The organism is Burkholderia sp. Bp8963 (assembly GCF_003854275.1).
Taxonomy (GTDB): Bacteria; Pseudomonadota; Gammaproteobacteria; order Burkholderiales; family Burkholderiaceae; genus Burkholderia.
The window spans coordinates 1-24,796 of record NZ_QTQP01000026.1; the positions used below are offsets into that span (position 1 = coordinate 1).

A 24,796-nucleotide genomic window follows, 5' to 3' on the forward strand; every position below is an offset into this window, starting at 1 on the left:
GCGTCGCCTGGGGCCACGTCACGCTGCCGAACCTCAACGGCCGCGGCCGCTACGTGCGGATGTACGGCACGAAGCGCGCGACGCCGTGGGGCTACTCGCTCGACGAGATGCAGGTGTGGGGGTCGTAGGCGAGTGACGAGGCCGAAGCGGGCGGGCGCGGCGGCATCACTGATGATGCCGCACCCCCGACACGATCTCCTGCTGCGACGCCTTGCGGCTCAGCAGCAGCGTCACGACTGCCGACAGCGCGAGCGTCCCCGCGACGACGTACAGCCCGGCCGCATACCCGCCCGTCACGTTCTTCAGCCAGCCGATCGCGAACGGCCCGACGAACCCGCCGAGGTTGCCGATCGAGTTGATCATCGCGATCCCCGCGGCCGCGCCGGCCCCCGACAGGAACATGCTCGGCATCGCCCACAGCGGCGCCTTCGCCGCGCTGATGCCGATGTTGACGACGACGAGCGCGAGCACGGTCAGCAGCGCGGTGCTCGCCTGCCCCGCGAAGATGAAGCCGACGCACGCGAGCACGCACGGAATCACGACGTGCCACGTGCGCTCGCCGGTGCGATCCGAGTGCCGCGCCCAGACGATCATCGCGACAACAGCCGCGACGCTCGGAATCCCGGTGAGCAAGCCCGTCTGCAACGCGCTGAAGCCGAACTGCCGGACCATCAGCGGCGCCCACAGGCCGAGCGTGTACAGCCCCGCCGACGTGCCGAAGTAGATCAGCGCGAGCGCCAGCACGCGCGGGTCGCGCAGCGCCTGCCACGCGCCCGCTGTGTGCCCCGCATGCGCGTGACGCACATCGGCTTCGGCCTTCAGTTTCGCGATCAGCCAGTCGCGCTCGTCCGGCTGCAGCCATGCCGCTTGCGACGGCGCATCGGTCAGGCGCTTCAGCACGACGAAACCGAGCACGATCGCCGGCAGCGCCTGGAGGATGTACAGCATCTGCCAGTCCGCGAGCCCGAACATCGGCGGCAGCTGCATGATCGCGCCCGACAGCGGCGAACCGATCGCGGTCGAGATCGGCGCGGCCGCCATGAACCACGCAGCGGCCACCGCGCGCTGCTTCGCGGGGAACCACAGGCTCAGGTACAGGATGATGCCGGGAAAGAAGCCCGCCTCGGCGACGCCGAGCAGGAAGCGCAGCACGTAGAAGCTCGTCGGGCCGGCCGCGAACGCGGACACGGCCGACACGAGGCCCCACGTGATCATCACGCGCGCGATCCAGATCCGCGCGCCGACGCGATGCAGGATCAGGTTGGACGGCACTTCGAACAGGAAGTAGCCGACGAAGAACAATCCGCCACCGAGCCCGAACGCGGTCGGCGACAGGCCGATCGCGTGGTTCATCGTCATTGCGGCGAAGCCGACGTTCACCCGGTCGAGAAAGCTGACGAAGTACAGCAGCATCACGAACGGAATGATGCGCGACATCAGTTTCCGCGCAACGCGGGATTCCAGGTTGGCCTGCATGTGTCTCCTCCTTCGAGGTCGAGCTGTGCTCTGTCTTCAAGTGCTGCGATCGATGCATCGAAACGCTCGACGCTTCGCACTGCAAACCGATCCGTCAGGCCGCTACCACCGCGTTCGCGACGCGCTCGCACACCGCCGCCGTCACCTGCGCGGTCGTTGCACTGCCGCCGAGATCGCGCGTGTGCAGCAACGGATCGGCCGTGACGGCTTCGATCGCGTGCATCACGCGCGCGGCCGCTTCCGTTTCGCCGAGATGCTCGAGCAGCATCACGACCGACCAGAACGTGCCGATCGGATTCGCGAGCCCCTGGCCCATGATGTCGAACGCAGAACCGTGGATCGGCTCGAACATCGACGGATAGCGGCGCTCCGGATCGATGTTGCCGGTCGGCGCGATGCCGAGGCTGCCCGCGAGCGCGGCCGCGAGATCGCTCAGGATGTCCGCGTGCAGGTTCGTCGCGACGATCGTGTCGAGCGTTGCAGGACGGTTGACCATCCGCGCGGTGGCCGCGTCGACGAGTTCCTTGTCCCACTTCACGTCGGGGAATTCCTGCGCGACCTCTTTCGCGATCTCGTCCCACATCACCATCGCGTGACGCTGCGCGTTGCTCTTCGTGATCACCGTCAGCAGCTTGCGCGGCCGCGACTGCGCAAGCCGGAACGCGAAGCGCATGATGCGTTCGACGCCGGCGCGCGTGAGGATCGACACATCGGTCGCGGCCTCCAGCGGATGGCCCTGGTGCACGCGGCCGCCAACGCCCGAATACTCGCCTTCCGAGTTCTCGCGGACGATCACCCAGTCGAGATCCGCCGGCTTGCAGCGCTTCAGCGGCGCGTCAATGCCGGGCAGGATGCGCGTCGGGCGCACGTTCGCGTACTGGTCGAGGCCCTGGCAGATCTTCAGGCGCAGACCCCACAGCGTGACGTGGTCGGGCACGTTCGGATCGCCGGCCGAGCCGAACAGGATCGCGTCCTTGCCGCGCAGCGCATCGAGGCCGTCGGCGGGCATCATCGCGCCGTGCTCGCGGTAGTAGTCGGCGCCCCAGTCGAAATTCTCGAACTCGAACGCGAAATTCCGGCTGCCGCGCGCGAGCGCTTCCAGCACCTGCCGTCCGGCCGGCACGACCTCCTTGCCAATGCCGTCGCCGGGTATCGTTGCGATGCGGTACGTCTTCATGTGTCCATCCTGGAATGAGCGTGATCGTGAACGCACTTTACTCAACTTGCAGCGCCACAACCGGTGCTAAACTCAAAGCATCTTTAACCTGAATTCACAAGTGAACCGATGGTGGATACGGTCCAGCCGGCCGATCTCGGCTTCTTCTCGACGCTCGCCGCGTCGGGCAGCCTGAGCGCCGCCGCGCGCGAGCTCGGACTCACCGCGGCGGCCGTCAGCAAGCGGCTCACGCTGATGGAGCAGCGCGCGGGCGTGACGCTCGTGAACCGCACGACGCGGCGGATGATGCTGACGCCCGAGGGCGAGGTGTATCTGGAATACGCGCGCCGGATCCTCGACCAGGTGGACGAGCTCGGCGAGCTGCTCGGCAGCGCGAAGCAGAACCCGAAAGGGCTGCTGCGCGTGAACGCGACGCTCGGCTTCGGGCGCAGCCACGTCGGCCCCGCGATCTCCCGCTTCGTCGCACGCTATCCGGAAGTCGCGGTGCAATTGCAGCTGTCGGTAATGCCGCCGCCACTCACCGACGATGCATTCGACGTCTGCATCCGCTTCGGCGAGCCGCCCGACACGCGGGTCGTCGCGCGGCGGCTCGCGGCGAACCGCCGGCTGCTGTGCGCGGCGCCCGCGTACCTCGCGAAGCACGGGATGCCGGCGACGCCGCACGACCTGACGCATCACAACTGCATCGGCATCCGCCAGGGCGACGAAGGGTACGGCATCTGGCGGCTGACGAGCGGCCGCGGCGCCGCGCGCAGGACCGAAGCCGTGCGCATCAACGGCAACCTGACCACCAACGACGGCGAGATCGCCGTCAAGTGGGCACTCGACGGGCACGGCATCCTGATGCGCGCGGAATGGGACATCAACGAGTACCTGGCCGACGGCCGTCTCGTCGTCGTGCTGCCCGACCACGAGACGCCGAGCGCGGATATCTACGCGGTCTATGCGCAGCGGCATCAGATGTCCGCGCGGATTCGCGCGTTCGTCGATTTTCTCGCGGTGGAGCTCGGACGGTCGCCGCAGGCGTAGGCGGCGGTGGGCCGCCAAGCGGGTCAAGGTCAGGGCCAGGCTCCGGCAGCCGCGGATCGTTCGGCATACAATCAGGCGTTCGCGTCATCGCGTCCACGGAGCCGCCATGTTCGACCTGACCACGTTGACCACCTTCATCGCTGTCGTGCTGGGCCTGTTCCTGATCCCCGGCCCCGCCGTGCTGCTCGTGCTGAGCCGCACCGTGCAGGCCGGCCGCAAGACCGGCATCCTGACCGGCCTCGGCATCGCGAGCGGCGATTTCATCCATACGCTGTTCGCGGCCGTCGGGCTGTCCGCGCTGCTGATGACGTCGGCGCTCGCGTTCAACGTCGTCAAGCTGATCGGCGCCGCCTACCTGATCTATCTCGGCGTGCGCGCGCTGCTCGACAGGCCGGGCGATCCGTCGCTGCCGAAGGTATCGCCCGTCACGCCGCTCATGGCCTATCTGCAGGCAATCCCCGCCGAAGTGCTGAATCCGAAGACCGCGCTGTTCTTCCTCGCGTTCATGCCGCAGTTCGTGCACCCCGAACGCGGCTCGACATTCGTGCAGTTCGCGGTGCTCGGGCTGATCTTCGTCGTGCTCAGTTCGCTCTATACGACGCTGATCGCGCTGTCGATACGCCCGCTCGGCCGCCTCGTGAAGCGCCTGTCGTGGCTCACGCGCTGGCAAGGAAAGATCGTCGGCACGATCTTCATTTCGCTCGGGCTGAAGGTCGCCACGCAGCAGCGGTAAACGCCGAAGCAGTGCGCGCGGAGCATATCGCGCGCTTGCACATCCCTATCGAGCGGATGGACACGATCGACGATTCGCATGCCGAAAGGCTCGACGCGATGTCGCTTACCGCATGCCGTCCAGCACCTGCCGCACCCCGTCCCAGTCCAGCCCGAACCGCGCGAGATACTTGCGCAGCCGGTCCGCATCGTTCGGCTGCTTCTTGCCCTGCCTCGACACCGCGAACAGCGTGCGCCCCGCCTCCGACAAGCTCGCCGACACGCGGCACACATCCAGCACGCGCTCGAGCTGCACGCGGTCGAACAGGTCGAGTTCCGCCGCACGCATGCCCAGCGCCGCATCGACGAGCTCGCCTGACGTGCTCGCATTGTCCGCTGCGGACCAGGTGCGCGCGAGCCGCCCGACTTCTTGTTCGGCGATCGCGTCGGTGATGCGCCCCGCATCGGCGAGCGTCGCCATCCGCGTGACCGATGCCGACAGCTCGCGGAAATTGCCGGCCCAGGCCGCACGTGGCGACGCCGCGAACGCGAGGTAGCGCCGCCTCGCTTCGACGTTGAACCGCACCTGTTCACCCTGCTCGCGGCCGAAGCGGTCGAGTTCGAAATCGAGGTTCGGCTCGATGTCCTCGCGCCGCTCGGCGAGCCCCGGCAATTCATAGGTCCACAGGTTGATCCGCGCATACAAGTCCTCGCGGAACGTGCCGGCCGCCACCATCTGCCGCAGGTCGCGGTGCGTGCCCGCGATCAGTTCGAAGTCGCTCGCCGCCTCGACGTCCGCGCCGACCGGCAGGAACCGCTTCTCCTCGATCGCCTTCAGCAGCATCGCCTGCTCGTCGAGCCCGAGCTCGCCGATCTCGTCGAGAAACAGCAGCCCGCCGTCCGCCGCGCGCAGCAGGCCCGCGCGCGCGCTCTGCGCGCCGGTGAACGCGCCCTTCACGTGGCCGAACAGCGTCGACATCGCCGCATCGCCACGCAGCGTCGCGCAGTTGATCTCGATGAACGGCCCGGCCAGCCGATGACGGCCGCGCTTCAGCTCGTACACGCGCTTCGCGAGGAACGACTTGCCGGCGCCGGTCGGCCCGACGAGCAGCATCGGCGCGCGCGAGCGCACGGCCACGCGTTCGAGCTGCACGATCAGCGCATTGAAGCGCGCGTTGCGCGTCGCGATGCCCGCCTTCAGGAACGACACCGTCTCGTCGCGCTCGCGCGTGAAGCGCTGCGCGATCCGGTTGTAGCGCGACAGGTCGAGATCGATCACCGACACCGTGCCGGGCCCGCTCGGCCCCTCGTCGGTCCGTTGCGGCGGCCCGGTCTGCACGAGCCGCGCGGGCAGGTAGCGTGCCTCCGCGAGCAGGAACCAGCAGATCTGCGCGACGTGCGTGCCGGTCGTGATGTGGATCAGGTAATCCTCACGGTCGAGATCGAACGGATACGCACGCGCATAGTCGTGCAGCGTCGCGTAGACCTCCTCGAAATCCCACGGATCGTGAATCGCGATCGGCGTGAGCCGTACGTCGGTGTGCGGCGACACCTGCGCGAGATCCTCCTTCACGCGGTTCGCGAGGCGCTCGTAGGTCGGCGGGTGCAGCAGTTCGAGCCGGTCGATCGGCAGCTCCGGCTGCTCGCACAAAGAAATCGTCGGCCGCCACTTGCGCCAGCGGCGCGGCGCGCGGCCGCCCTGGTCGAGCACGATGCCGAGGAAGCCGATCGCGACGGTCTTGCGCATGTTTATCCAGATTTATAAACGATGATCCGATCGTATCAGAATTTGGCCATTTACCGACACGCGCCGGACCGGCCGCACCCCATCCTCGAATAAACGTTTCCGTTCAATATCAATGGGTTGAGAAATTTTTCGGCGCGTGGACGGGCCACTGGCACGCTCCTCGCTAAATAGAAAGCGCCGGATGTCCCGCTGGCCCGCGAGCCAAGGTTCGCAAGCCTTGCTGGTGCGCCGCCGCCGAACCCCGTTCGTCGCGGCCGCGCATGCCGCCATGGACAGACGAAGGCAACTGGGCGCGCGTGGAGCGCCTCGTCCGGGTTCGATTCCCGGGGCGTCCACCTGTTCGATAGCTCATTCGGGTAGAGCAGTCGGCCACAAACCGACCGGTAGCGGGTTCGAATCCCGCTCGAACGCTGTCCGCAAGGACAGTCTCGTTACGCAAAGCAGTACCCGCCGGCGCGGGCCGCGAGGCCCGCCGCGCGTCGGACCGGTCGCGGCTCCGCGCGAACGGCCGGGCGGCCGGACGGCCCGCGCAAACGCGCACGACGACGCCACGCTGCACGCGTCGCCGCGCGCACCCGTGCGGCGCGTCCGCCCTGCCCGCCCGCTCGCGTCGCGCCCCGATCCGCGCGACGCATGTCCGCCGGCGGACCATAATGAAAAGGACAAGAATATGTGGATGCGTCATGTCGTAAAAAAGAACGAGCGCGCGCTGCTGTTGAGCGAGGGCGATTTCGTGAAAGTGCTCGAACCGGGCGTGTTCCGGGCCTTCGATCCGTTCAAGCGCCTGTCGGTGCAGACCGCGCGTCTCGACGCGCCGCTCGCCGACGACGCACTCGCCGATTACCTGCGTCATGACGCGCAGGACGTGCTCGCGCGCTACTTCGTCGCGATGGATCTCGCCGACGACGAAGCGGGCCTGCGCTACGAGAACGACGTGCTCGTCGAGATCCTCGCGCCCGGCACGCGCCGGCTGTACTGGCGCGGCCTGATCGAGCACCGCTTCGAGCGGATCGATCTCGCGCAGGGCGGCGCGCTGCCGGCCGGGCTGACGAAGCGGCTCGCGCAAACGACGCTGCGGGCGCGCGGCATCGCGGGGCTCACCGGCGTGCTGCTGGCGCAGGTGCCGGCCTACCATGTCGGTGTGCTGAAGATCGACGGCAAGATCGAGCGTTTGCTGGAGGCCGGCCTCGCCGCATTCTGGCGCTTCAACCGCGACGTGACGGTCGAGCTCGTCGACCTGCGGCTGCAGGCGCTCGAAGTCGGCGGGCAGGAGATCCTGACGCGCGACAAGGTCGCGCTGCGGCTGAATCTGTCGGCGACGTGGTGCTATGCGGACGTGCTGCGCGCGTACGGCCAGTTGCAGAAGCCGGTCGAGCACCTGTACCGCGAGCTGCAGTTCGCGCTGCGCGCCGCCGTCGGCACGCGCACGCTGGACGAGCTGCTCGAGGACAAGCAGGCGATCGACGAGGTCGTGATCGCGCAGGTGCGTGCGCGCCTGGCCGAGTCGGGCGTCGACGTGCGCAGCGTCGGCGTGAAGGATATCGTGCTGCCGGGCGACATGAAGACGATCCTCGCGCAGGTCGTCGAGGCCGAGAAGGCCGCGCAGGCGAACGTGATCCGCCGCCGCGAGGAAACCGCGGCAACCCGTTCGCTGCTGAACACCGCGAAGGTGATGGAAGAGAATCCGACCGCGCTGCGGCTGAAAGAGCTCGAAACGCTCGAGCGCGTCGCGGAACGGATCGACCGCATCTCGGTGTTCGGCGGTCTCGACCAGGTGCTGAATGGGCTCGTCAGCATCAAGGCCGCGCAATGAACGCGGCGGCGCGGCGCACGGGCGCCGCGCCAACCATAACGAAAGCAGGTGAAGCAATGAGTGGACTGGATTATCAAGTGATGGAACTGGCGCACGGCAAGCCGGTGAAGATGTGGACCCAGGGCGTCGCCGTCGAAGAGGATGCACGCGTGCAGCTGCGCAACACCGCGCAGATGCCGTTCATCTTCCGGCACGTCGCGGTGATGCCAGACGTGCACCTCGGCAAGGGCTCGACGATCGGCAGCGTGATTCCGACGAAGGGCGCGATCATTCCGGCCGCGGTCGGCGTCGACATCGGCTGCGGGATGATGGCCGCGCGCACAACGCTGACGGCGTCGGACCTGCCGGACTCGCTCGCGGGGCTGCGCAGCGCGATCGAACGCGCGGTGCCGCACGGCCGCACGCCGGGCCGGCGTGATCCGGGCGCATGGGGCAACCGCGCGCCGCAGCAGGTCGACGAGATGTGGAAGTCGCTGCTGCCGGGGTTCCAGCGGATCGTCGCCAAGTATCCGAAGCTGGAGAAGACGAACCACTACGTGCACCTCGGCACGCTCGGCACCGGCAACCACTTCATCGAAGTGTGTGTCGACGAGAACGACGCCGTGTGGTTCATGCTGCACAGCGGTTCGCGCGGCGTCGGCAACGCGATCGGCAGCCTGTTCATCGAGCTCGCGCAGGCCGACATGCGGCAGCACATCGCGAACCTGCCGGATCGCAACCTCGCGTATTTCAACGAGGGCAGCCGGCATTTCGACGACTACGTGGAGGCGGTCGGCTGGGCGCAGGACTACGCGCGCCGCAACCGGCTGGTGATGATGGATGCGGTGATCCAGGCCGCGCGCGGCGCGATCGGCAAGCCGTTCGACGTCGACGAGCACGCGGTGAACTGCCACCACAACTACGTGCAGAAGGAACGCCACTTCGGCGAGGACGTGCTCGTGACCCGCAAGGGCGCGGTGTCCGCGCAGAAGGGGCAGCTCGGGATCATTCCGGGCTCGATGGGCGCGAAGAGCTTCATCGTGCGCGGGCTCGGCAATCCGGAGAGCTTCTGTTCGTGCAGCCACGGCGCGGGACGCGCGATGAGCCGGACCGAGGCGAAGCGCCGCTTCACGGTCGACGACCAGGTGAAGGCGACGCAAGGCGTCGAATGCCGGAAGGACGCGGGTGTCGTCGACGAAATCCCGATGGCCTACAAGGACATCGACGCGGTGATGGCGGCCCAGCGCAGCCTCGTCGAAGTCGTGCACACGCTGCGTCAGGTGGTGTGCGTGAAGGGTTAGCGCCGTCACTATAGCGCTGACGCGCTGGCATCCGGCATCGATGCCAGCGCGCGTATCCGTGCGACTCCGCTCACTCCCCCACAACCGAAATCGAAAACCCGTCCCACCCTTTCGAACCGACGGTCTGCACGGCCGTTGTCGCGAGACGCGGCTCCGCGGCGATGAATCGAAATCCCTCGCGCACGCCGACAACATCGGAATCATGGTTGTCCGGATCCGCCACCCCGCCGCGCCGCACGACGTTGTCGACGACGATCACGGTGCCCGGCCGCGACAGCTTCAGCGCCGCGTCCAGGTAAGCCGGATTGTTCTCCTTGTCCGCATCGATGAAGACGAAGTCGAACGGTTCGGCACCCGAATCGATCAAATGCGCGAGGCCGTCCTTCGCGTTGCCGACGACGACCGACACGACGTCAGCGAACCCGGCCCGCGCAATGTTCTGCGTCGCGACCTTCGCATGCTCGGGGTCCAGCTCGAGCGTCACCAGCCTGCCGCGTCGCTCGCCGCGAGCGCGGCATCGAGCGCATCATCGGACGGCACGAGCGTCCCGGTCAGATATTCGTCCACCCGCGTCCACTGTTGCTGATCCATGTCGCCCTCGTCGTCCGTGGAAAACCGCATTCTATGGTGCACGCAACCATAAGCAACCAACCAATCGATCTAAAGTCTTCGCGCGGCTATCTCTATAATCGCCGGACGGCCGTACCCCGAGATCATCACAACAACACACGGAGCACAGCATGACCGACCGCGCTGATTCAAACTGGCGTCTCGAAACCCTCGCCGTCCACGGCGGCTATCGGCCCGACCCGACGACGCGCGCAGTCGCGGTACCGATCTACCAGACGGTTGCTTATGCGTTCGACGACACGCAGCATGGCGCCGACCTGTTCGACCTGAAGGTGCAGGGCAACATCTACACGCGGATCATGAACCCGACGACCGACGTGCTCGAGCAGCGCATTGCCGCGCTCGAGGGCGGCATCGGCGCATTGGCGCTCGCGTCGGGCCAGTCGGCCGTCACCTACGCGATCCAGACGATCGCCGAAGCCGGTGACAACATCATCTCGGCGAGCACGCTGTACGGCGGCACCTACAACCTGTTCGCCCACACGCTGCCGCAATACGGGATCACGACGCGCTTCGCCGATCCGCGCGACCCCGCGTCGTTCGAGCCGCTGATCGACGCGCGCACGAAAGCGATCTTCGCGGAATCGGTCGGCAATCCGCTCGGCAACGTCACCGACATCGCCGCGCTTGCCGACGTCGCGCATCGTCATGGGATTCCGCTGATCGTCGACAACACGGTGCCGTCGCCGTACCTGCTGCGGCCGTTCGAGCACGGTGCCGACATCGTCGTGCATTCGTTGACGAAATATCTCGGCGGGCACGGCACGAGCCTCGGCGGCGCGATCGTCGATTCGGGCAAGTTTCCGTGGGCCGAGCACGCGGACCGCTTCAAGCGGCTCAACGAGCCGGACGTCAGCTATCACGGCGTCGTCTACACGGAAGCGTTCGGCGCGGCCGCGTACATCGGCCGCGCGCGCGTGGTGCCGCTGCGCAACATGGGCGCGGCGATCTCGCCGTTCAACGCGTTCCAGATCCTGCAGGGGATCGAGACGCTCGCGCTGCGCGTCGAGCGCATCAGCGACAACGCGCTGAAGATCGCGCAGCATCTCGCGCGCCATGAAAAGGTCGAATGGGTGAATTACGCGGGGCTGCCCGATCATCCGGACCATCCGCTCGTCGCGCGCTATCTGTCCGGCCGCGCGCCGGGCCTGCTGACGTTTGGCGTGCGCGGCGGCCTTGCGGGCGGCGCGAAGTTCCAGGACGCGCTGAAGCTGTTCACGCGGCTCGTCAACATCGGCGACACGAAGTCGCTCGCGACGCATCCGGCATCGACGACGCATCGCCAGCTGTCGCCGGCGGAACTCGCGAAGGCTGGCGTGAAGGAAGAGACGGTGCGGCTGTCGATCGGGATCGAGCATATCGACGATCTGATCGCCGATCTCGATCAGGCGCTCGCGCAGGTTTGATGCTAGGGCCGCGCCGGCAGCTGCTCGATTCGTCGGCGCGCCAGCCAGTCGAGTAGCTGCCGGCCATCCGCCTCGCCGAACCAGCGCGCGTGCCCGACCAGATAGCCGTCGTATGCGACGTCGACGTTCTCGGGCGAACCGACGATCCCGTCGAAATAAGCGACCTCGGACAACGCGAACTCCGTATGCACGATCGGCAGCAGCGCGATCAATGCCGCATACGCATCGTCGTCGAGCGGTTCGAGCGACTCGTAGCCGTCGAGCAACGCGGCGATCTGCTCGTACTCGACGCGGCGCGCATTGGCCGGCGCCATCCAGTCGATCGCATTGCGCTCGATCGCGAGCGCAAGGTCCATCACCGCACAGGTGCGGTCCGACAAACCGAAGTCGAGCACGGTCTGGACCTGTGCGCCGGGCCCCGCATCGGTCCACAACAGGTTCGACGCATGCCAGTCGCCATGCGTCCACAGCGGCGGCAACGCAGGCAGCAGCGGCGCGAGGCGTGCATGGTACGGGCCGATCGCGTCCGCGACGTCATCGCGCCAGTCGCGCGTCGCGAGCGCGCGCACGAGCCGCGGTTGCGCATCGACCCAGCGTTCGAGCGCACCCGCCAGATCGTCCGACGACAGCACCCTGAAACTCGACAGCAGCAGCCGCACGGGCCGCGCCGGCGCATCGAAACCGGCCGACGCACGATGCACGCAGGCCAGCGCGCGGCCGGCCGCATGCGCATGCGACGCATGCGTGAACGGCTTCCACGACATCACGCCGCGATACGCGTCGACGCCCGGCGCGACCGCATGCACTTCGTAGGTACAGTCGCCGCGTGTGACGGCGGTCGCGCCGTTGCGATCGGCGAGCACGTCGGGCACCGGGCAGCCGCGCTCGCGCAGATGCGCGATGAAGCGATGCTCTTCCGCGAGGCCCGCGACGTCGCGGATGCTGGCGTGATGGCGCTTCACGAACAGCGCGCGGTCACGCGCGGTGCGCACCAGCACGGCCGCCGAGAACGGCCGCGGGCTGTGCCACGCGAGTTGCGCGGGCGGTCCCGCGCCATCGATGCCCGCGAGCACCGCCGCGACTTCGTCGCGCGTCATCAGCGGCCAGTCGCGTTCCGCCTGCTCGCCGTCGACACCGAACTGCGGCGGCGCGACATCGTGCAGGCCGGCGTCGTCATCAGGCGCTGGCGCGGCCGGCTCGAGGGGAAACGACATCAACGCTCCTTCTGCTGAAACGAATCAGAGCCCGGCGTCGCGCGACGCGAGCGAGGGCACGCGCAGCGCATCGGCCGTCCTGCGCCAGTCGCGCCAGCCGACGACGGCCAGCCCGATGAATAGCGCATAGAGGCCCGCGGTCAGGTACAGCTCCTTGATCACGAACATCCCGACATACACGACGTTGACGACGATCCACAGCCCCCACGACGCGATGTAGCGCCGCGCGGTCCAGTATTGCGCGACGAGGCTGAATGCGGTCAGCGACGCATCGACGAACGGCAGCGCCGCATCGGTCCAGCGCGCCATCATGCCGCCGAGCAGCGCACTGCCGACGACCGCCGCGATCAGGTCGGGCACCACCATCGCCGGCTTGAGCCCGGTGACCGGCACGACCGCGCCGTGCGATGCGTCGCCACGTTCGGCATCGTGCGTGCGCTGCGCGAGCCAGCGGCGCCAGCCATACACCTGCAGCACCGCGAACGCGCCCTGCAGCAGCATGTCGGAATACAGCTTCGCGTCGAAGAAGATCCAGCCGTACAGCGCGACCGACGCGAGCCCGACGGGCCAGCACAGCATGCGTCGCTTCGCGGTCAGCCAGATCGCGAGCGCGCTGACGATCACGCCGGCGATTTCAAGTGCGGACATCGTTCTCTCCAATATAGTCGGCCGGACGGCGCGTCTCCACCCGCGGCCGTCCGGCGATCACGGATGCCGGCGCCCGGAGCGCGGCACCCGGTCAGAAATCATAGGTCAGCGACACGCGCGCGGTGCGCGGCGCACCGGGGAACAGGTACGCGTCGCCCTGCTGCTCGCCCGCATCGCGCCAGTAGAACTTGTTGAACAGATTGTCGACCGACACGCGCAGCACCGTGCGGTGTCCGCCGATCTTCGTCGCATAGCGCGCGCCGAGATTGAACACGAACCAGGCCGGCACGCGCGCGGTGCCCTCCTCGTTCGCATTGCGGCTCGCGCTGTAGTCGACGCCGCCGAGCAGGTCGAGCCCCGCGACGCCCGGCACCGCATAGTCCGCATACAGCGACGCACGCAGCGCGGGCACGTTGATGATCTGGTGCCCCTCGTAAGCAGCCGACCCCGAATCGTACGCGCGCGCACGAATCGCCGCGACCGTCGCGGTCAGCGACAGGCGCTGCGTGACCCGCCCCGCCGCGCCGAGCTCGATGCCCTGGTGCCGCTGCGTGCCGCGCTGCACGAACGTATAGCTCGTGCCGGACGCGTCGGGTTGCGCAAACTGGAACGGCTTGCTGATCGAGAACACCGCGGCCGTGATGCTCAGCCGGTCGAGCCAGTCGTACTTCGCGCCGACTTCGACCTGATGCGATTCGACCGGCGGCAGGAACGCATACGCATTCGTCGCGCGCACCGGCGCCTGGTCGCCGAGCGACAGCGCCTTGCTGTACGACGCATAGAGCGACAGCACATTCACCGGCTTGTAGACCAGCGCGACCTGCGGCAGGAACACCGACTTGTCGGTGCGGGCCTGCGGGCCGTCGAGACTGTCCCAGCTCCGCTGGCGCAGCAGCACTTCCTTGCCGCCCGCGAGCACCTGCCAGTGATCGCCGAAGCTGATCCGGTCGACGCCGAATACCGAGTACTGCCACGCGTCGAGCCGCGGGTACGACTGCCCCGGCTGGTTCGGCGACGGCGCGAACGTCTGGTCCGGGCCGTAGATATTCTCGCTGCCGACGTAGTCGTACACGGCATCGGCCATGTGCACGACGCGCCGCTGCACGCTCGTGCCGAACGTCAACTCGTGCCGCACGGGCCCCGTCGTGAACTTGCCCGTCGCCACGGCACGCACGTCGTCGTTGCGCCGGTATTCGCCGGGGCTGCGGAAGTCGTATACGTCGAAGTCGCCGTTCGCGCCGAAGAAGAACGGCGACGTCGCGCCGGCCGCGCAGCTCGGCGCATACGAACAGCCGTATGCGAACGCGCTGTTGTCGTCGATCATCGTGCGGCTGCGGCCCGCGGCCACGTAGGCCTTCCAGTCGTCGTTGAACTGGTAGTCGAAGCGCGCGTTGAGGTTCAGCGCGTCGGTCGTCACGGGCTTCGCCCAGGGCTGCGTGCCGAGCGCCTTCGACGTCGTCTTCACGGACGGCACGACGGTGCCGCCAAGCAACTGGTATCCCGGCGCGGAACGCTGGATCCACTGCTGAAATTCCGCGTTGAGCTGCAGGCTCGCACGCGGGCTGATGTCCCAGTCGGCGGCGATCGAACCGAACGTGCGGCGGCCATTCGTCCCGTCGATATACGAATGCATGTTCTCCTTCGCCGCGTTGATCCGGATGCCGAACTGGTTGTCCGGGCCGAAGCGCCGGCCGAGATCGACCGCCGCGGACGTCGAGCCGCGGCTGTCGACGCCCGTCGACACGCTCGCGACGTTCGCGGAGCGTTTGGTGACGAAGTTGATCACGCCGCCAGGCGCGACGACGCCGCTGTCGATCCCCGCGAGCCCCTTCAGGATCTCGACGCGCTCCTTGTTTTCGAGCGGCACATTCTGTTCGCCGGACACGGTCAGCCCGTCGATCTGGATCGCACTCGCGAGATCGACCGGGAAGCCGCGGATCGAGAAGCCTTCGAAATAGCCGACCGGCGCATATGCGTTGCTGACCGACGCGTCGTTCTTCACGACATCGCTGAGCCGCTTCGCCTGCTGGTCGTCGAGTTGTGCGCGGGTCACGACGCTGACCGACGCGGGCGTGTCCTGCAGCGGCGCGTCGTCGAAGCCCGCGACCGACGCCGTGCGCGCGCGCCACGCATTGCCGCGCGCGCCGTTCACGGTAATCGCCTGCAATGTGCCGTCGCCGGACGCCGATGCGGCATCCGGCGCAGCGACGGGCGCATCGCCCGGTGCCGCGCTCGCATGCGCGGCGAATAGCGTGATGCCGACGCCGACGCCAACGCGGACGCCGACACGGACATACGCGCGCCGCCGACGTACGGGCGACGCAGTTCTTGTTTTCACAGTCATTTTGATGGATCTGAAACGCGCGGCCGGGCTCAGCGTCCGGGCCTGCAACGCAGGGCGGCGCGCATTTTACCGCGCGGCGGCAAGCCGGCAGCGGAATCGGGCGGGAACGGGGAAAAGGGAGAAATGGAAGGTTGAATCGCGCGATCAGGCGACACTGGGGATCGCCATGCCCCAATCGATGGTGTCGGGCGCGGAATCGCCCCCGACAGCGGCCGGAACGGCGGCAGCACTCGCGCCGCCGCCTTCAAGTTCCGCTCACGCGGTATCGACGGCTTTGAGCCTCAGCGTGTCGATCATCTGCTCGCGCATCACGAACTTCTGCACCTTGCCGGTGACCGTCATCGGCAACTCGTCGACGAAGCGGATATAGCGCGGGATCTTGTAGTGCGCGATCTGCCCCTGGCAGAACGCGCGCACGTCGTCGTCGGTCATCTGCTCGCCTGCGCGCAGCACGATCCACGCGCACACTTCCTCGCCGTATTTCGGGTCCGGCACGCCGAACACCTGCACCGATTGCACCTTCGGGTGGCGGAACAGAAATTCCTCGATCTCGCGCGGATAGATGTTCTCGCCGCCGCGAATCACCATGTCCTTCAGCCGGCCGACGATGTTGCAGTAGCCGTCCGCATCGAGCGTCGCGAGATCGCCCGTGTGCATCCAGCCGTCGACGATCGTTTCGCGCGTCTTCGCGTCGTCGTCCCAGTAGCCGCGCATCACCGAATAGCCTTTCGTGCACAGCTCGCCTGTCGCTCCGACCGGCACGATGTGGCCGTCCGGATCGACGATCTTCACGTCGAGATGCGGCTGGATGCGGCCGACCGTCGTCGTGCGCTTCTCGAGCGGATCGTCGGTCGAGCTCTGGAACGATACGGGGCTCGTCTCCGTCATCCCGTACGCGATCGTGATCTCCGACAGATGCATCTGCGACACGACGCGCTTCATCGTCTCGATCGGGCACGGCGAGCCGGCCATGATGCCCGTGCGCAGCGTCGACAGGTCGTAGTTCGCGAAGTCCGGATGGTCGAGCTCCGCGATGAACATCGTCGGCACGCCGTGCAGCGCGGTGCAGCGTTCTTCGGATACCGCCGCGAGCGTCGCGACCGGATCGAACGCCTCGCCGGGGAACACCATCGCGGCGCCCGTCGACACGCACGCGAGCACCGCGAGCACCATCCCGAAGCAGTGATACAGCGGCACCGGGATGCACAGCGCGTCCTGCTCGCTGAAGCGCATCGCCATCGCGATGAAGCGCGCGTTGTTGACGACGTTGCGATGCGTGAGCGTCGCGCCCTTCGGGCTGCCGGTCGTGCCGCTCGTGAACTGGACGTTGATTGGCTCGTCCGCATTCAGCGTGTGGGTGACCGCGTCGAGCGCTGCGGTGTCGAGCACGCGGCGGCCGTTCGCGACGACGTCCGGATAGCGCAGCATGCCCGGCGTGTCGCCGTCGCCCATCCGGATCACGATCCGCAGGTGCGGCAGCCGCGCCGCATGCAGCTCGCCGGGCGCGCAATGCGCAAGTTCCGGCGCGAGCGCCTGCAGCATCTCGACGTAGCCGGACGACTTGAAGCGCTCGGCGGCAATCACCGCCTTGCAGCCGACCTTGTTCAGCGCGTATTCGAGTTCCGCGAGCCGGTACGCGGGGTTGATGTTGACGAGAATCGCGCCGATGCGCGCGGTCGCGAACTGGGTCAGCAGCCATTCGACACGGTTCGGCGACCAGATGCCGACGCGGTCGCCCTTGACGATCCCAAGCGCGGCGAGGCCGGCCGCGAGCACGTCGACTTCGTGCACGAACATGCGCCAGTCCCAACGGATGCCCTGTTCGCGGAATACGACGGCCGGCCGGTCCGGAAAGCGCTGCGCGGTATCGCGCAGCAGCGCGGCGAGCGTCGCGTCGGACAGCGGCACGTCGGTGCGGCCCTGCACGATCGACAGGCCGTCGCGCGGGATGAAGCACGCCGGGGCACCCGGCATGACGGTGGTCATGAAATGTCTCCTGGTCGTTTCGGTCGGCCCGCGACACGGACCGATATCCATCGAACTGATTGCATCGCCGTCGAGCGGCGAACTACCGCATGCTCGCAGACATGCGACGCAAAAAGGCGCGGCGGCACACGCCGGACGACAACGCACCGTTCAGCCGCGCAAGACCTGCGCGGCAGTCGACGCATGTGCGCGCTGCCGCCAGCCTCCTGCATCATCGCTGCGTCACTTGCTCTGGCGAACGGCGTCCGCCGTCCCCTGAATGAACGCCTGGATCCTCGTAACGTCGTCTTTCGTCAGCTTGCCGGTGAAGTCCGGCATCCCGCGCTCGACGAACGGTCCGTTGAACACGATCTTGTCGAGACTCTCGATCATCCCCGAGCCGACATACGCGAGGTTCGGAATCGCGCCCCCCTTGTCGACACCGGGCACGCCGTGACAGAACACGCAGTTGTTGACATAGAGTTGCATCCCGGGCTTCACGTCCGCTTCCTTGTATTTCACGCCCGACAGCAGGTCCGTCATCGCATACGGCACGGTTTCGGGCATTGCCGTCTTAGCGCCGAGCGCAAACGTGTAGATCCGGCCAGGCGACCGCTTGTCACTGCCGCGCAGCATCAGCCCATATACTCCGCCCCAGCCGACCGCGATCGACACGTATTGCTTACCGTCGATCGAGTACGTGACTGGCGGCGCGACGACGCCCGTACCAACCGGCGCCTCCCACTTCTTCTTGCCGGTCGTCGCGTCATACGCAACGAGCCGCGCATCGGCGGTCCCGTGGAACACCAGATTGCCCGCCGTGACGACCGCACCTCCGTTCCACGGTGACGCGTAATCCTGCCTCCAGGCCTCCTTCTGCTTCACCGGATCCCACGCGATGAAGCGGCCCCACGCGCTGCCCTTCGGCTGTGCGGCGTTGATCTGCTCACCGGTATTCCACCCGGTGCCGGACATCGGCTCGTTGTTGTTTTTCGAGTCGCGCTCCCAGTTCAGGTTGTCGGACAGTGTCGCCGGCACGTTCTGCACCGGCATGTAGACGAGGCCGGTCTTCGGGCTGTACGCCATTTCCTGCCAATTGCGTGCGCCGAACGGGCTCGGCACCACCTCGAGCGGAGCGGTGCTCGGTTGTGCCATCGGGGTCTTGATCGGATGTCCTTGCACGTCGTATCCGGTCGCCCAGTTCACATCGACGTAGTTCTTCGCCGAAATGAACTTGCCGTTGGTCCGGTCAACCACGAAGAAGAAGCCGTTCTTCGGGGCCTGCATGATCACCTTGCGCAGCTTGCCTTCGATGTTCAGGTCAGCCAGGACGAGGCTCGCAGTTGCGTCGTAGTCCGAATTCTCGCCCGGCGTTTCCTGATAGTGCCAGACGTATTTTCCGGTATCGGGGTTCAGCGCAACGATCGAATCGAGGAACAGGTTGTTCCCGAGCTTCGGATCGCGCATCCTGGCGCTCCACGGGCTGCCGTTGCCGACGCCGAGATACAGCAGGTTCAGATCCGGGTCGTAGCTCATCGCGTTCCAGACGTTGCCGCCGTTCGCCGATCCCATCTTCGGATCCCAGGTCCTCGCCGCCATCTTCATCGACGCGTCCTCGAACGGCTTCGACGGATCGCCCGGCACCGCATACCAGCGCCAGACCCGCTTGCCGGAGTCGACGTCGTAGGCCGTGACGAACCCGCGCCCGCCGTATTCGCCGCCGCCATTGCCGATGATGACCTTGCCCTTCACGACGATCGGCGCGCCCGTGATCGTATAGGTGCCGCGCTGCCCCTTTATCGTGTCCTGCGACCAGAGTGCCTTGCCCGTTTTCGCGTCGAGCGCGATCAGCCGGCCGTCGAACGCGCCGACGAACACCTTGCCACGATACAGCGCGACGCCGCGGTTAACGACGTCGCAGCAGCCGCGAACGCCGTAGCGACGCGGCACTTTCGGATCGTACGTCCACAGCGCCTTGCCGGTCCTGGCGTCGACCGCGTGGACAACGCTCCACGGCGCCGTCGTGTACATCACGCCGTCGACGACAAGTGGCGTCGCCTCCACGCCGCGGGTCGAATCCAGCTCGTACGACCATGCGAGCCCGAGATCGGCAACGTTCGACGTGTTGATCTGGTCCAGCTTGCTGTAGCGCGTGCCGGCGAAATCGAGGCCATGCAGCGGCCATTCGCGCGTGTCCGCCTCATTCGCGCGCGCCGACGCTTCGTCGACGTTGGCCACGGTTGCGCGCTGCGGCCGCGGCGCCGCGCTCGTCGCGGCCATCGTCGGCGATGACAGGATCGCGAGCGCCAGCGCCGCCGATGCGGCCGCGCGTTGCGCCACCAGGCGGCGCGCGCGCGGCGACCGGGAACCTGCGTTGGCTGCCGATGCCGTTTCACACTTGACGGTACGAATACGGGATGTGTTCAAGTCTTCCTCCATTTTGTTTTTCACCGCGCGCGATGCCGCGCGCGATGCGAACCATTCGTGAACGCACGTGCGCTCAGAACACCTTCAGCAGCCGCAGGTTGAAGCGGTCCGCTTCCTTGGGCCCGTTCTGCACCGAGATGTCCTGCCCATACGTCCCGAGAACCTGCCACGTCGGCGCGGGAAACCATGCGAATCCCACCGAGAACTTGTTGGTGCTGGTGCGGTTGTCCTGCGATACGCCGTCGATCGTCGTCCGGCCGCCGAAGGATTGCGAAAAGCCGGCGCGCACGTCGAACATGCTCGTGACGTTGTAGCGCAGCCACGCCTGGCCCTGAAAGAGCGGATCCTGCCGCAGCGTCGAGCCGGCCGGTCCGTAGTTCGTATTGTTGCCATAGAACGTCACATCCGCGACGAGGTCGAGCAGCAGATTGCCGACCAGCGGTGTGATGAAGCCGGCCTGAAGCGCGCCCTTCCAGCGGTTCTCTCCGAGATTCAGCGCGCGATTGTGGTCATAGCTCCCGGTCGGGACATACAGGAACGGCGTGATGCCGAAGTACGTCTTCTTGTCCGGATTGTTCACGAGCCAGACGGTCGCGGCAAGAATCAGGTCGGCGGTGCCGCCCGAACTGCCGAGTCCTTCGAGATTCCTGCTGCCGCGCACGTTGCCGAACGGCAGCAGGAACTGCGGGTCGACGATGAATTCGCCGATGTTCATGAAATGGACGCCACGCAAGATGCCGATGTCCGACGTCAGCTTGCCGCCTGAGACCTGCGTGCCGTTCGACATGATCCGGTTGTCCTCCGCATGCTGGTAGTAGAGCATGCCGAGATTCGTTCCGGCCGGCAACGCGGTGTAGTCGCCGGCATCCACGTCGATGGCCGCGGCCGGAAGCGAAGTGGCCGCCAACGCGGCGCAAACGGCGCCCGCGGCGACGCGGCCCCCGACCGTGCGGGGGAAGCATTTCAACTTCATCGTGTCTCCAATATGTTTGTTATCGTCCGCCCGGAGGCGGTACGGATGTCTCGCAACGCCTGTGTCGTCGTCAGTGCGCGATGCTCAGCACACTCGTCTGCGTGTATTCGGCGAGCCCTTCGGACGTGAACTCCACGCCCAGCCCCGACTCCTTCGCGCCCACGAGCGGAATGTGCGGCCCGAAGTGGAGGTGATGGTTGACCCACGCGGTGCCGACCTGAAGCTGCTTCGCGACGCCGATCGCCCTCGCCTCGTCGCCGGACCACACCGATCCGCCGAGGCCATATGGCGTCGCGTTCGCTCGCGCAAGCGCGTCGTCGAGATGCTCGTAACGGAGAATCGGCAGGATCGGCGAGAACTGTTCTTCGGCGACAAGCGGGTTGGCATCGTCCAGATCCCGCACGATCGTCGGCAACACGAAATATCCGCCGCCCTCCCGCGTGCCGCCGCCGGCGACGATCGCGCCGCCCTCGCGCGCGACGGCCAGAAAGCGCCTGGCCTTCTCGAACTGCATGGCGTTCTGGACGGGACCGTGTGTGGTCGATGCATCCAAGCCGTTCCCGACGACCGCGTTGCGCGCGTGTTCCGCGATCGCTTCGCAAAGCCGGTCGTAAAGTGCCGCCGGTGCGTAGACGCGTTTCAGCGCCAGGCACACCTGTCCGCAGTTGTAGAATGCGCTCGCGAACAGCTTCGCCGCCGTCGCTTCGACGTCCACATCGTCCAGCACGATCGCGGCGTCGTTGCCGCCGAGTTCCAGCGTGACCCGCTTGAGCTTCGGCCCGGCGCTCTCCATCACCTTCTTGCCGGTCACAGTCGAACCGGTGAACGAGATCTTCGCGACGTCGGGGTGGGCGGTCAGCACCGGCCCGAGATCGTTCGCGTCGGTCACCACGTTGACCACGCCCGCCGGCAGGAGATCGGCGAGTCTCGCGCCCAGCATCAGCGCGGTGATCGGCGTGGTGGGCGCCGGCTTGAGGACGACGGTATTGCCCGTCAGCAGCGCCGGCGCGAGCTTGTACGCCGCGATCAGCAGCGGGAAGTTCCATGCGGTGATCGCCGCGACGACACCAAGCGGCTTGCGATGAACGTCGATCCGGTAGCTCGCATCGTCCTGCACGGTTTCGACCGGCAGCTCGAGCCGCGCCAGGTAGCGCACGAAATGCTCGGCGAGCTGGGCCTCCTGACGCGCCTCCTGCAATGGCTTGCCTTGCTCCGACACCAGCGCTCGCGCGAACGCCTCCGCGTCGTCGCGCAGCAGATCGCCGACGCGCTCCAGCAATGCGGAGCGTTCGATCATGGGCAACGCTGCCCATCCAGGCTGCGCCCGCTTTGCCGCGGCGACCGCGGCGGCGACCTGTTCGTGGTCGCCGCGCGGAACCGTGGCGAACGCCCGCCCCGTCGCGGGATCAATCACCTCGAGGTGCCGGTCGGCGTCCACCAGCTTTCCGTCGATCAACAGTCTTGCGTCTTTCGTCATACCCTGTCTCCGTTCGTCAGGCGTGGCGGCTCAATGCGTGCTCGACAGTGATCTGCCAGGACTTCCGCCATCGCTCAGCACGTCTTCGCAAAAAGAGTGCCACCCCGTCGTTCCGTTGTGCCGAGCGCCGTCGCTGCTATAGAATCCGCGGAGAACGACGACGAGATATCGAGACAGACATACGCAGATGCCACGCCGGACGCGCGTGTCGCTGCCGAAGACTGAGTCAGGCGCGCCGGTACGCTGACTCAAAATGAGACACCTGGAGGAGGCAATCATCGTGCGAGCCGACATTGCACTGGATGAGCGGATCACCGCTGTTCGCGAGCATTTCTTCGAAACGGGCGTCGTTGGCGACGAAACGATCTCGCCTTATCTCGTGCGCTCATGGCAACGCTCGCGCAGCCACGGGATGTCCACATCCGACCGCCGCCTGCACGACGCCGCCCATGCGGTGTCGCCACGCCAACTCGAAGAAGCGAATGTCGATCTGGTCAGGTATGCGCTGCCGGAAATCGAGCAACTCCGTCACACGTTCGCCGGCGATCGCTGGATCATCGCGTGCCTGAACGCAGAAGGTGTCGTCGTCCATACGGTCGGTGGCGAGCATGCATCGATGCAGGCGCTCGCGCGTGTGCTGCGCCCAGGCTGCGATCTGAGCGAACAACGTGTCGGCACGAACGGGCCGGGCTGCGCACTCACCGAAAGGCGCCCGATGCTTGTACGCGGCCGTGAGCATTTCCTCGACGAAGCGGGCCGGTTCGCCTGTGCCGCCGTGCCGCTGATCGATCCGTTCGGCGCGCTGGTCGGCGCGCTCGACGTGAGCTACAACCACACGCCGTCGCAAGCCGATCCGCTCGCGTTGCTCGCGAGCGCCGCGCGCGCAATCGAAAACCAGATGCTCGACCACCTGCCGGACAGCGTCGTCATCCGGTTCCACTACCGGCCCGACATGGTCGACACGCCCTATGCCGCGCTGCTCGCGGTGTCGAACGACGGGCGCATCATCGGCGCGAACCGATGCGCGCGTTCGACCCTCGGACTGGGCGATGGCCGCCTCGGCGACCGGTCTGTGTCGTCGGTCCTCGACGTGCCGTTGGCGCGTCTGCTGTCGATCGCGATGTCGCCGCCGTCGACGGTTCCGGTGCGGCTGGACTGCGGGATGCGCGTCTTCGCGTACGCGAGCGTGCACGGTCGCATGAACGGCCGGCACGCCGAAGTCACGGCGCGCCGCACGACGCACGCGACGAGCGGCACTGCCGTTGCCCCCGAACGGGACCAGCCGTACCTCAACGAGGATACCCGGGTCGAAGAGTGCTTTGAGAAGGCGCGACGCGCGCTGTCACGCGACATTCCGGTGATCGTCTATGGCGAAACCGGCACGGGCAAGGAAGTGCTCGTACAGCGCCTGCACGCATCAGGGCCGCGACATGGCGGGCCGCTTGTCGCGATCAACTGCTTTGCGTTGCCGGCCAGTCTCATCGAGTCCGAGCTGTTCGGCCATGAATACGGCGCCTTCACGGGTGCCAAGCGCGGCGGAACGGCCGGCAAGATCGAGCAAGCCAACGGCGGCACGCTTTTTCTCGACGAGATCGGCGATCTGCCGCTCGAACTGCAGGGCCGGCTGCTGCGTGTGTTGCAGGAACGCAAGGTCACACGGCTCGGCGGCCACCGTGAACTGCCCGTCGAGTTCTCGCTGATCTGCGCGACGCATCAGCCGCTGCGCGAACTCGTCGCGCAGGGAAAATTCCGCGAGGATCTTTATTATCGGCTGACGGGCGTGAGCGTTACGCTGCCGCCACTGCGCGAACGTTCGGATCTGCTGCCACTGATCGACTGGCTGCTCGCACGCGAATCCGCCAGCATGCCTGACGGAAGCGGCGCATACAGGCTCGACCGCATCGCACTGCGCACGCTGCTCACCTACTCGTGGCCCGGCAACATCCGTCAGCTGCGCAGCGTGCTGCGCGCCGCGGCCGCACTGGCGGACGCGGACTGCGAGATCCGCGTCGAACACCTTCCGGGCGAACTGCTCGATCCGGTCGGCACGCCGAGGATGACGGCCGATCGACCCGCCAGCCACCCCGGAACGCTCGCCGCGCGCGAAGCGGACGCCATCCGTCAGGCGCTCGAATTCCACAACGGCAATGTTTCCGCGACAGCACGCTCGCTGGGTATTTCGCGAGCGACGCTACACCGCAAGATCCATGCGCTGTGAAATCGCGTGACGCAGGATCGCAGGTGCCGCTCAGAACCCCTGCATCGTCGACGTCGGATCCGCGACCAGATGCACGACGCCGTAGATCACTGCGCCGACGAGCGCGGCGAGAATGATCGCGACGAACGGCAGCAGCGTGAAGTTGACGTTCGCGAGATCCGCGGCATGCGCCTTGCTGTTGCGCACGCCGAAGAAACTCCACAGGACCAGGCGGATCATGCCGAGCAGTTTCATGGCTTCGCTCCTTTGCTCATTTCGGAT

At 66.9% G+C, this 24,796-nt stretch carries 17 protein-coding genes, 1 tRNA gene and 1 pseudogene; 7 read left to right on the forward strand and 12 right to left on the reverse strand.

Annotated features, from left to right (window positions below):
* Positions 1-165: 165 nt before the first annotated feature.
* Together DID96_RS21490 and DID96_RS21495 are read right to left on the reverse strand one after the other, a co-directional pair.
* Entirely contained in the window at positions 166-1,476 is a 1,311-nt protein-coding gene (locus DID96_RS21490) for an MFS transporter (protein ID WP_124601285.1), read from the reverse strand.
* A gap of 94 nt (positions 1,477-1,570) precedes the next feature.
* On the reverse strand, positions 1,571-2,653 hold the full coding sequence (locus DID96_RS21495; RefSeq protein ID WP_124601286.1) for a tartrate dehydrogenase: 1,083 nt from the start codon (positions 2,651-2,653) through the stop codon (positions 1,571-1,573).
* A gap of 108 nt (positions 2,654-2,761) precedes the next feature.
* On the opposite strand from DID96_RS21495, the gene DID96_RS21500 reads away from it, so the two are divergent.
* Entirely contained in the window at positions 2,762-3,682 is a 921-nt protein-coding gene (locus DID96_RS21500) for a LysR substrate-binding domain-containing protein (RefSeq protein WP_124601287.1), read from the forward strand.
* Positions 3,683-3,788: 106 nt separating this feature from the next.
* Positions 3,789-4,415: a LysE family translocator gene (locus tag DID96_RS21505; protein WP_124601288.1), complete on the forward strand. Its 627-nt coding sequence runs from the start codon at positions 3,789-3,791 to the stop codon at positions 4,413-4,415.
* A gap of 105 nt (positions 4,416-4,520) precedes the next feature.
* Here DID96_RS21505 and rtcR read toward each other — a convergent pair whose 3' ends face one another.
* The gene (rtcR, locus tag DID96_RS21510; protein ID WP_124601289.1) at positions 4,521-6,140 is read right to left on the reverse strand and encodes an RNA repair transcriptional activator RtcR; all 1,620 of its coding nucleotides are present in this window, start codon (positions 6,138-6,140) and stop codon (positions 4,521-4,523) included.
* Positions 6,141-6,477: 337 nt separating this feature from the next.
* Here rtcR and DID96_RS21515 point away from each other — a divergent pair.
* The 3 genes from DID96_RS21515 to DID96_RS21525 all read left to right on the forward strand — a co-directional run bounded on the left by DID96_RS21515 (position 6,478) and on the right by DID96_RS21525 (position 9,233).
* Positions 6,478-6,551, forward strand: a tRNA-Cys gene (locus DID96_RS21515).
* Between the two features lie 259 nt (positions 6,552-6,810).
* The gene (locus tag DID96_RS21520) at positions 6,811-7,953 is read left to right on the forward strand and encodes a slipin family protein (protein WP_124601290.1); all 1,143 of its coding nucleotides are present in this window, start codon (positions 6,811-6,813) and stop codon (positions 7,951-7,953) included.
* 56 nt (positions 7,954-8,009) lie between these two features.
* On the forward strand, positions 8,010-9,233 hold the full coding sequence (locus DID96_RS21525; protein WP_124601291.1) for an RtcB family protein: 1,224 nt from the start codon (positions 8,010-8,012) through the stop codon (positions 9,231-9,233).
* 70 nt (positions 9,234-9,303) lie between these two features.
* On the opposite strand, the pseudogene DID96_RS21530 reads toward DID96_RS21525, so the two are convergent.
* A pseudogene (locus tag DID96_RS21530) lies at positions 9,304-9,824 on the reverse strand (O-methyltransferase).
* 149 nt (positions 9,825-9,973) lie between these two features.
* Between DID96_RS21530 and DID96_RS21535 the strand changes: the two are divergent.
* On the forward strand, positions 9,974-11,269 hold the full coding sequence (locus DID96_RS21535) for an O-acetylhomoserine aminocarboxypropyltransferase/cysteine synthase family protein (RefSeq protein ID WP_124601292.1): 1,296 nt from the start codon (positions 9,974-9,976) through the stop codon (positions 11,267-11,269).
* 2 nt (positions 11,270-11,271) lie between these two features.
* Here DID96_RS21535 and DID96_RS21540 read toward each other — a convergent pair whose 3' ends face one another.
* The 7 genes from DID96_RS21540 to DID96_RS21570 all read right to left on the reverse strand — a co-directional run bounded on the left by DID96_RS21540 (position 11,272) and on the right by DID96_RS21570 (position 22,317).
* Positions 11,272-12,483, reverse strand: a complete 1,212-nt coding sequence (locus tag DID96_RS21540) for a phosphotransferase enzyme family protein (protein WP_124601293.1) — start codon at positions 12,481-12,483, stop codon at positions 11,272-11,274.
* A 24-nt stretch (positions 12,484-12,507) separates the two neighbouring features.
* A complete protein-coding gene (pnuC, locus tag DID96_RS21545; protein WP_124601294.1) occupies positions 12,508-13,131 on the reverse strand; it encodes a nicotinamide riboside transporter PnuC in 624 nt (207 codons plus the stop codon).
* 91 nt (positions 13,132-13,222) lie between these two features.
* On the reverse strand, positions 13,223-15,475 hold the full coding sequence (locus tag DID96_RS21550; RefSeq protein WP_124601295.1) for a TonB-dependent siderophore receptor: 2,253 nt from the start codon (positions 15,473-15,475) through the stop codon (positions 13,223-13,225).
* A 255-nt stretch (positions 15,476-15,730) separates the two neighbouring features.
* The gene (locus DID96_RS21555; protein WP_185732320.1) at positions 15,731-17,461 is read right to left on the reverse strand and encodes an AMP-binding protein; all 1,731 of its coding nucleotides are present in this window, start codon (positions 17,459-17,461) and stop codon (positions 15,731-15,733) included.
* 222 nt (positions 17,462-17,683) lie between these two features.
* On the reverse strand, positions 17,684-19,867 hold the full coding sequence (locus tag DID96_RS21560; protein WP_409333795.1) for a PQQ-dependent dehydrogenase, methanol/ethanol family: 2,184 nt from the start codon (positions 19,865-19,867) through the stop codon (positions 17,684-17,686).
* Positions 19,868-19,940: 73 nt separating this feature from the next.
* Positions 19,941-20,840 (reverse strand): transporter, encoded by a 900-nt coding sequence (locus DID96_RS21565; RefSeq protein WP_124601296.1) that lies wholly within the window; start codon positions 20,838-20,840, stop codon positions 19,941-19,943.
* Between the two features lie 70 nt (positions 20,841-20,910).
* The gene (locus DID96_RS21570; RefSeq protein ID WP_124601297.1) at positions 20,911-22,317 is read right to left on the reverse strand and encodes an aldehyde dehydrogenase family protein; all 1,407 of its coding nucleotides are present in this window, start codon (positions 22,315-22,317) and stop codon (positions 20,911-20,913) included.
* 280 nt (positions 22,318-22,597) lie between these two features.
* Here DID96_RS21570 and DID96_RS21575 point away from each other — a divergent pair, with 280 nt between their 5' ends.
* A complete protein-coding gene (locus DID96_RS21575) occupies positions 22,598-24,535 on the forward strand; it encodes a sigma-54-dependent Fis family transcriptional regulator (protein WP_185732322.1) in 1,938 nt (645 codons plus the stop codon).
* Positions 24,536-24,565: 30 nt separating this feature from the next.
* Here DID96_RS21575 and DID96_RS21580 read toward each other — a convergent pair whose 3' ends face one another.
* Positions 24,566-24,769 (reverse strand): DUF2970 domain-containing protein, encoded by a 204-nt coding sequence (locus tag DID96_RS21580; RefSeq protein ID WP_059905263.1) that lies wholly within the window; start codon positions 24,767-24,769, stop codon positions 24,566-24,568.
* Positions 24,770-24,796: the final 27 nt, after the last annotated feature.